Annotated in this window: 8 protein-coding genes; all 8 read left to right on the top strand. The window is 67.2% G+C overall.

Features of this window, described 5'->3' with window-relative positions:
- The first annotated feature begins 357 nt into the window (after positions 1-357).
- The 8 genes from rplJ to ACFO0B_RS14230 all read left to right on the top strand — a co-directional run bounded on the left by rplJ (position 358) and on the right by ACFO0B_RS14230 (position 7,875).
- On the top strand, positions 358-927 hold the full coding sequence (gene rplJ / locus ACFO0B_RS14265) for a 50S ribosomal protein L10 (protein WP_378612914.1): 570 nt from the start codon (positions 358-360) through the stop codon (positions 925-927).
- A gap of 55 nt (positions 928-982) precedes the next feature.
- The gene (gene rplL / locus ACFO0B_RS14260; RefSeq protein WP_378612913.1) at positions 983-1,360 is read left to right on the top strand and encodes a 50S ribosomal protein L7/L12; all 378 of its coding nucleotides are present in this window, start codon (positions 983-985) and stop codon (positions 1,358-1,360) included.
- A gap of 265 nt (positions 1,361-1,625) precedes the next feature.
- Complete coding sequence (locus tag ACFO0B_RS14255; RefSeq protein WP_378612912.1) at positions 1,626-2,702, top strand: ABC transporter ATP-binding protein; 1,077 nt, start codon at positions 1,626-1,628, stop codon at positions 2,700-2,702.
- 86 nt (positions 2,703-2,788) lie between these two features.
- Complete coding sequence (locus tag ACFO0B_RS14250) at positions 2,789-3,508, top strand: MlaE family ABC transporter permease (protein ID WP_378613797.1); 720 nt, start codon at positions 2,789-2,791, stop codon at positions 3,506-3,508.
- A gap of 3 nt (positions 3,509-3,511) precedes the next feature.
- On the top strand, positions 3,512-4,378 hold the full coding sequence (locus ACFO0B_RS14245) for an MlaE family ABC transporter permease (protein WP_378612911.1): 867 nt from the start codon (positions 3,512-3,514) through the stop codon (positions 4,376-4,378).
- A 67-nt stretch (positions 4,379-4,445) separates the two neighbouring features.
- On the top strand, positions 4,446-5,795 hold the full coding sequence (locus tag ACFO0B_RS14240; protein WP_378612910.1) for an MCE family protein: 1,350 nt from the start codon (positions 4,446-4,448) through the stop codon (positions 5,793-5,795).
- Entirely contained in the window at positions 5,792-6,865 is a 1,074-nt protein-coding gene (locus tag ACFO0B_RS14235; protein WP_378612909.1) for an MCE family protein, read from the top strand. The genes ACFO0B_RS14240 and ACFO0B_RS14235 overlap by 4 nt, the downstream gene beginning before the upstream one ends.
- Positions 6,865-7,875 (top strand): MCE family protein, encoded by a 1,011-nt coding sequence (locus tag ACFO0B_RS14230; RefSeq protein WP_378612908.1) that lies wholly within the window; start codon positions 6,865-6,867, stop codon positions 7,873-7,875. The genes ACFO0B_RS14235 and ACFO0B_RS14230 overlap by 1 nt, the downstream gene beginning before the upstream one ends.
- Position 7,876: the final 1 nt, after the last annotated feature.

Here is a 7,876-nt window from a genome sequence, read left to right as displayed (position 1 = left end):
CGCACAGCAGCGTGAGCGCGATTCGCGCCCCCGCCGCTGTGCGTTCCGGATCGATTTGGGAAATACAGGCTCGGCCTGTAAATTGAGCAACGGCGTGCGACGCGTTCGCACCCACCCCCCATCGTTCTACCGAAGACCGTTGGTCGTCGATTCCGCACGGAATCGGTCGAAGGTCCGGCCAGAGTGCCGGCGGCCCACGCAGGGAGAGCCGAGGTCGGGATTCCGTTCGCCGGGCAGTGTCCGGCACGGTGTTTCCTGTGCGCCCCGGAACGCTTTGCGTCCGGGGCGCTTGTTCTTTCGCCGGCCCATTCGTTCGGTGGTACGTCACGTACCGACCATCGAGAGAGGAGGCGAAGTATGGCGAATGCCGAGAAGATCACCGCGGTCGCGGAGATCACGGAGCAGTTCCGGAGCTCCACCGCCACCGTGATCACGGAATACCGTGGTCTTTCGGTCGGCAAGCTGACCGAGCTGCGCCGGGCCCTCGGTTCCGAGGCCACCTACTCCGTCGCCAAGAACACCCTGGTCAAGCGCGCCGCTGCGGAAGCGGGCGTGCAAGGCCTGGACGAGCTGTTCGTCGGCCCCACCGCCATCACCTTCGTCACCGGTGAGCCGGTCGAGGCGGCGAAGGCGCTGAAGGCGTTCGCGAAGGACAACAAGGCCCTCGTCATCAAGGGCGGGTACATGGACGGCGCGCCGCTGTCCGTGTCCGAGGTCGAGCGGATCGCCGACCTGGAGTCCCGCGAGGTGCTGCTGGCCAAGCTGGCAGGCGCGCTCAAGGGCAACCTGGCCAAGGCCGCCGGGCTCTTCGCCGCTCCCGCTTCGCAGGTGGCCCGCCTGGCCGCCGCGCTGGAGGAGAAGAAGCGGACCGAAGAGGGCGCCACCGCGCCCGCCGAGGCCGAGCCCGAGGCCGAGACCGCGGAGTGATCTCCCCGGGTGGCCGCCACCCACATCCACACCACATACTTCGAAAGGAACCACCATGGCCAACGTTGACGAGCTGCTCGAGACCTTCGGCAACATGACCCTGCTCGAGCTCTCCGACTTCGTGAAGAAGTTCGAGGAGAAGTTCGAGGTCACCGCCGCCGCCCCGGTCGCCGTCGCGGGTGCCGCGGCTGCCGCCCCGGTCGAGGCCGAGGTCGAGCAGGACGAGTTCGACGTCGTCCTCGAGGGTGCGGGCGACAAGAAGATCCAGGTCATCAAGGTGGTCCGCGAGATCGTCTCCGGCCTCGGCCTGAAGGAGGCCAAGGACCTCGTCGAGAGCGCCCCGAAGGCCATCCTGGAGAAGGTCGACAAGGCTGCCGCCGATGCCGCCAAGGAGAAGCTGGAAGGCGCCGGCGCCAAGGTGTCGGTCAAGTAAGACGGTCCTTTTCCGCCCGCAATCGGCGGGAGGCACGGATGCGGGCGGTTCCCCTGGAGGGAACCGCCCGTTCGGCTTTTTCGGCCTGTCCTGCGCCTACCTGCGCGGATATCGGCGGTGACACGGGTTACTCACCAGTCAGGTAGGGGTGTGCCCGCTCGGAAGCATGGGATACAGTGGCCCGACCCACTGTGATGTGACGCACCGGCCGCTCTTCGCCGGCTCCCACAGTGGACCGTTCGCCGATAACTGTGTGGAGGTACGCGTGGGCGTCGAGGTCAGGACCGAGGGAGTTACCAAGTCCTTCGGCTCGCAGCGGATTTGGCAGGATGTTTCGCTGACGCTGCCCTCCGGTGAGGTCAGCGCCCTGCTGGGCCCCTCGGGCACGGGCAAGTCGGTGTTCCTGAAGTCGCTGATCGGGCTGCTGCGCCCGGAGCGCGGGTCGATCTTCATCGACGGGGTGGACATCACGACCTGCTCCAACAAGCAGCTGTACGAGATCCGGAAGCTCTTCGGGGTGCTGTTCCAGGACGGTGCGCTGTTCGGGTCGATGAACCTGTTCGACAACGTGGCGTTCCCGCTGCGGGAGCACACGAAGAAGTCGGAGTCCGAGATCCGGCAGATCGTGATGGAGAAGCTGGAGCTGACCGGTCTGATCGGGGCCGAGGGCAAGCTGCCCGGTGAGATCTCCGGTGGTATGCGCAAGCGTGCCGGGCTGGCTCGCGCGCTGGTGCTGGATCCGCAGATCATCCTGGTCGACGAGCCGGACTCGGGGCTGGATCCGGTGCGCACCTCGTATCTGTCGCAGCTGCTGATCGATATCAACGCTCAGATCGACGCGACGATTCTGATCGTCACGCACAACATCAACCTGGCGCGGTCGGTTCCGGACAATATCGGGATGCTGTTCCGGCGCCAGCTGGTGATGTTCGGCCCGCGGGAGGTGCTGTTGACCTCGGAGGAGCCGGTGGTGAAGCAGTTCCTGAACGGGCGCATGATCGGGCCGATCGGGATGTCGGAGGAGAAGGACGAGACCCAGATGGCGCGCGAGCAGGCGCTCGTGGACGCCGGGCACCACCACGGTGGTGCCGAGGAGGTCGAGGGGATCATCCCGCAGATGCGGGCGACTCCGGGTATGCCGGTGCGCCAGGGTGTGCTGCGGCGGCAGGAGCGGGTGCGCGAGATCATGCACACGCTGCCGCACGCCGCGCAGGCCGCCATCCGCGAATCGCTCGACCAGAGCGACGACACGCAGGTTATGGCATACAGCACAGCGGATACCGAGAAGTTCCGTGCTCAATCATATGACACCACTGTTCATCAGAGCCGAACCGACGGGTAACATACGCCATCGTGGATTCTTCCCTGTCGCGATTGCGGGCTCCGGTCGAGTCCGGCTTTGCACAGGCCGGCAATATCTTCGCCCTGATGCTCGACGTGTTTCGCAAGACGTTTCGGCGCCCTTTCCAATGGCGGGATTTCATCGAACAGTCCTGGTTCATCGCCAGTGTTTCGATCCTGCCGAGCGCCCTCGTCGCGATTCCGTTCGGTGCGGTGGTGGCGTTGCAGACCGGCTCGCTCATCAAGCAGTTGGGCGCCGAGTCGTTCACCGGCGCGACCAGTGTGCTGGCAACGGTCCAGCAGGCCGCTCCGGTGGTGACCGCGCTGATCATCGCGGGCGCCGCCGGGTCGGCGGTCGCGGCCGATCTCGGCTCGCGCACCATCCGTGAGGAGATCGACGCGCTCGAGGTGCTCGGCGTCGATCCGATCCAGAAGCTGGTGGTTCCCCGGGTGCTCGGGATGACGCTCGTGGCGCTGCTGCTGAACGGCCTGGTCTCGGTCGTCGGCATCGCCGGCGGCTACTTCTTCAATGTCCTGCTGCAGGGCGGCACCCCCGGCGCCTACCTGGCGTCGTTCTCGGCGCTCGCTCAGCTACCCGATCTCTGGATCGGTGAGATCAAAGCGGCGATATTCGGCCTGCTCGCCGGAGTGATCGCGGCGTACAAGGGCCTGCATCCCAAGGGCGGTCCGAAAGGAGTCGGCGAGGCGGTGAATCAATCCGTGGTCATCACGTTCTTGGTTCTGTTCTTCGTGAATTTGGTTCTCACCCTCGTGTACCTCCAGATCATTCCCGCCAAAGGCACCTGATCGATGGCAACTCACTATCGCCCCCCGGTTCTCGCGAAGGCGAGCCGCCGGGCAGGGGAGATCGCGCGCGTTCCGGTGAACGTGATCGATCGCGCCGGCGAACAGATGTCGTTCTATTCGCGCGCTATCGCGTGGATCCCGAAGACCGCGGTGCACTACCGCAAGGAAGTGATGCGGCTGCTGGCCGAGGTCACCTTCGGCAGCGGTGCGCTCGCGGTGATCGGCGGCACCATCGGCGTGATCGTCTTCATGTCCGGCTCGGTCGGCGTCGTCGTCGGCCTGCAGGGCTTCAAGGCGCTCGACGCGCTCGGCAGCTCGGTGCTCACCGGCTTCCTGACCGCCTACATCAACACCAGGGAGATCGCCCCGCTGGTCGCGGCGCTCGCGCTGTCGGCGACGGTGGGTTGTGGTTTCACCGCCCAGCTCGGCGCCATGCGGATCTCCGAGGAGATCGATGCGCTCGAGGTGATGGCGGTGCCCGGTGTTCCGTTCCTGGTCACCTCCCGGGTGATCGCGGGCTTCCTCGCGGTGATCCCGCTGTACGTGGTCGGGCTGCTCGGCACCTTCGTCGCCTCGCGGTTGATCAACGTCTGGTTCAACGGGCAATCCAGTGGCTCGTACGACCACTATTTCGGGTTGTTCCTGCCACCCGAGGACGTGCTCTATTCGTTCCTCAAAGTCCTGATATTCGCGTTCGTCATCATCCTGGTGCACTGCTATTACGGGTTCCATGCCACCGGCGGGCCCGCGGGCGTCGGCGTCGCCGTCGGTCGCGCGGTGCGTGCCGCGATCGTGCTGGTGATGGTGCTCGACTTCTTCCTCAGCCTTGCTATCTGGGGCACTACTACGACGGTGCGGGTGGCCGGATGAGCGAGTCGAGCCCGGCGGCGGGAGCGAAGCGTAGCCACGTCTCGCTCATCCGGAACGGGGGCGCAGCATGAGCGGGACGCAGACCTGGCGCGCCACCGAGAAACTTCGGGTGCGTGTGCTCGGGATCATTTTCTTCGTGCTGTGCGCGGTGTTCGTGTGGTCCACGATCGCGATCTACAACAAGACCTTCGTCGACACCGTCGACGTGGACCTGAAGACCGACAGCGTCGGCAACGCGCTCACCCGCAATGCGGACGTGAAGATGCGTGGCGTGCAGGTGGGCACGGTCCGGTCGAGCGACACCGCGGGCGGCGAGGTCACCCTCGCGCTCGCGCTCGACCCGGACAAGGCCGAGCAGATCCCGTCCAACGTCACCGCGCGGCTGCTGCCGAAGACGTTGTTCGGTGAGCGGTACGTCGACCTGGTCGTCCCGGAGGCCCCGAGCGGGCAGCACCTCACCTCGGGGATGACGCTGCGGCAGGACACCACCGGCAACGCCATCGAGATCAGCAAGCTGCTCGACGACCTGCTCCCGCTGCTGCAGGCGATCCCGCCGCAGGATCTGGCGGCCACGCTCGGCGCGCTCTCCCAGGCGCTCTCCGGGCAGGGCGCCGCGCTCGGCGAGTCGGTGGACAAGCTGGATTCGATCTTCCGCGACCTGAACGGCGTCCTGCCCGACATCCAGCAGGATCTGCGCAGCTTCGCGCAGGTCGCCGCGACCTACTCGGACGCGGCGCCGCAGCTGGTGACCGCGCTGGACAACCTGCGCACCACCAACGCCACGATCGTGCAGCGCCGCACCGACATCGACGTGCTCTACCAGGTGCTGACCCCGTCCGCGGCGACGACGACGGACTTCCTGCTCGCCAACCGCGACAACATCATCGACGTGGCCGCCGACTCCAGGCACACCCTGGAATCGCTGGCCAAGTTCTCGCCGACCTTCACCTGCGCGATGGCGAACTTCGCGCAGCTGAAGCCGCGCATCGACGAGCTGTTCGGGCCCGGCACCGGCAGGCCGGGCTCGCGGGTCAGCATCGAGCTGACCAACCCGCGCGGCCGGTACCTCCCGAACCAGGACGAACCGCGCTTCTTCGACGACCGCGGCCCGTTCTGCGTGCCGGAGTTCCCGCTCGGCGTCGACCCGGGGCAGTACCCGGGCGGCCCGGTCAACGACGGCTCCTACCCGATCCCGAGCCGGAATCCGGGTGATCAGGACACCGGGTACTTCGCGGAGCCGCAGTACAGCGCCTTCCCGGCGACCGACATTCCGACAACGGCGGGCTCGCCGCTGGAGCAGCAGCAGCTCGGGGCGATCTACGGCGCCGCGAGCGGGGTGGCACCCGAGCAGGTGCCCGGCTGGCTGACCAGGGTGGGCGCGCCCGCATTCCGCGGCAGCGAGGTGAGCATCCGATGAAGGCACTGCGTGGCGTCGGCGGCGCGCTGACCAAACTCGTCGTCTTCATCGTGGTCACCCTGATGGCCACCACGATCCTCGGCCTCTCGATCGCCAACTACACCGGCGGCGGCGATGCCTTCAAGGCCCGCTTCACCGACGTCACCTCGCTGAATCCGGGGGACGAGGTGCGCATCGCCGGCGTCCGGGTCGGCAAGGTCACCGCGGTCTCGATCGTGGACCGGCGGATGGCCGAGGTCGAGTTCGAGCTGCAGGACCGGGACTGGCTGCCTGCCTCCACCATCGCGACCATCCGCTACCGGAACCTGGTCGGCCAGCGCTACATCGCGCTCGACCAGGGCCCGGGCGAGCAGGGCCGCAAGCTCAACGCCGGCGAGACCATCGCGGTGGAGAACACCAGGGCGGCGCTCAACCTGACCACGCTCTTCAACGGCTTCCGGCCGCTGTTCCGCACGCTCACCGCGGAGGACGTGAACAAGCTCTCCTACGAGATCATCCAGGTCTTCCAGGGTGAGCAGGGCACCATCCGCGACCTGGTGGCGAGCACGGCGAGCCTGACCAACAAGATCGCGGACAAGGACGCCGTCATCGGCGACCTGGTGCGCAACCTGAACGTCGTGCTGCAGACCGTGAACGACCGCAACGACCAGTTCGACCAGCTCATCGTGAACACCGAGGCCCTGGTCTCCGGGCTCTCGCAGGAGCGGAACACGGTCGGCCAGGCGGTGAGCTCGCTCGCCGGGCTGACCGACGCCACCGCCGACCTGCTGGAGCCGACGCGGCCGTCGCTGCAGGGCTCGATCGCCGGGCTGAGCCAGCTCACCGGGACGATCACCGAGCGCAGCGACGACGTGAACACCGCGCTGGAGAACCTGCCGGTCAAGATGGAGAAGCTGGGCCGGGTGGGTAGCTACGGCTCCTGGTTCCAGTTCTACCTCTGCGGCATCGACCTGGTGATCGGTCCGGGCACCGCGGACGCGCCGCAGCTGAACCTGCCGGTCGGGCTGCCGACGGTCAATCAGCCCATCTACACCAACACGGCGCCCCGGTGCCGGGGGGAGGCCCGCTGATGGACGACCGGATTCTGCTCGGCAAGCGCAGCCCGGCATTCATGGGCATGCTCGGGCTCTTCCTCGTGCTGCTGGTGACGGTCTCGGTGTTCTTCATCGACCGGTTGCCGATCATCGGCGCGGCCAGCCGCTACACCGCGGAGTTCACCGAGGCGGCCGGGCTCAAGCCCGGCAACGAGGTGCGCATCGCGGGCGTCAAGGTCGGCGCGGTGACCGGTGTCTCGCTCGACGAGGACCGGGTGCTGGTCGAGTTCCGCACCCAGGACGCCTGGATCGGCAACGAGACCACCGCCTCCATCCAGATCAAGACCGTGCTCGGCCAGAAGTACCTGGCGCTCGACCCCAAGGGCGCCGAGCCCGCCGACCCGGGTGAGCGCATCCCGCTCTCCCGCACGGTGGCGCCGTACGACGTGATCGACGCCTTCTCGGACGCGGCGAGCACCATCGACCAGATCGACACCGCGCAGCTGGCCACCAGCTTCCGGGTGCTCTCGGAGGCCTTCGAGACGACGCCGCCGGAGATCCGCGGCTCGATCGACGGCGTCGCGCGGCTCTCCGAGACGCTGGCCAAGCGGGACGAGGAGCTGAAGAAGCTCTTCGCCGCGACCAAGCAGACCACGCAGGTGCTGGCCGACCGGAATGCCGAGTTCGAGCGGCTGCTGAGCAACGGCGGCCAGTTGCTCGCCGAGCTGAACCTGCGCCAGCAGGCGATCTCGCAGCTGCTCACCAGCGCGCAGCGGCTCTCCACCGAGCTGAGCGCCCTCGTCGCGGACAACGAGCAGCAGATCGGCCCCGCGCTCCGCAACCTGCGGGACGCGATCGGACTGCTGAACGACAACCAGCAGAACATCTCCAAGACGCTGGAGCTGGCCGCGCCCTTCTACAACATCTACGCGAACGTGCTCGGCACCGGTCGCTGGTTCGACGCGGTCATCGTCAACCTGCTGCCGCCCGCACTGCCGGAGATCCCGGGCGACCGGCCGCCGGTGCGCACACTGGGAGGGAACTGAC

It is taken from the genome of Nocardia jiangsuensis, from assembly GCF_042650385.1.
Lineage (GTDB): Bacteria > Actinomycetota > Actinomycetes > Mycobacteriales > Mycobacteriaceae > Nocardia > Nocardia jiangsuensis.
Note: the sequence above shows the minus strand (reverse complement) of the source record. Positions and strands in the feature narration are given on the sequence as shown.

Coding starts and splice junctions, on each gene's coding strand:
- ACFO0B_RS14250 (WP_378613797.1), top strand. CDS start 2,789: ATGCTCGACGTGTTTCGCAAGACGTTTCGGCGCCCTTTCCAATGGCGG.
- ACFO0B_RS14245 (WP_378612911.1), top strand. CDS start 3,512: ATGGCAACTCACTATCGCCCCCCGGTTCTCGCGAAGGCGAGCCGCCGG.
- rplJ (WP_378612914.1), top strand. CDS start 358: ATGGCGAATGCCGAGAAGATCACCGCGGTCGCGGAGATCACGGAGCAG.
- ACFO0B_RS14235 (WP_378612909.1), top strand. CDS start 5,792: ATGAAGGCACTGCGTGGCGTCGGCGGCGCGCTGACCAAACTCGTCGTC.
- ACFO0B_RS14240 (WP_378612910.1), top strand. CDS start 4,446: ATGAGCGGGACGCAGACCTGGCGCGCCACCGAGAAACTTCGGGTGCGT.
- ACFO0B_RS14230 (WP_378612908.1), top strand. CDS start 6,865: ATGGACGACCGGATTCTGCTCGGCAAGCGCAGCCCGGCATTCATGGGC.
- rplL (WP_378612913.1), top strand. CDS start 983: ATGGCCAACGTTGACGAGCTGCTCGAGACCTTCGGCAACATGACCCTG.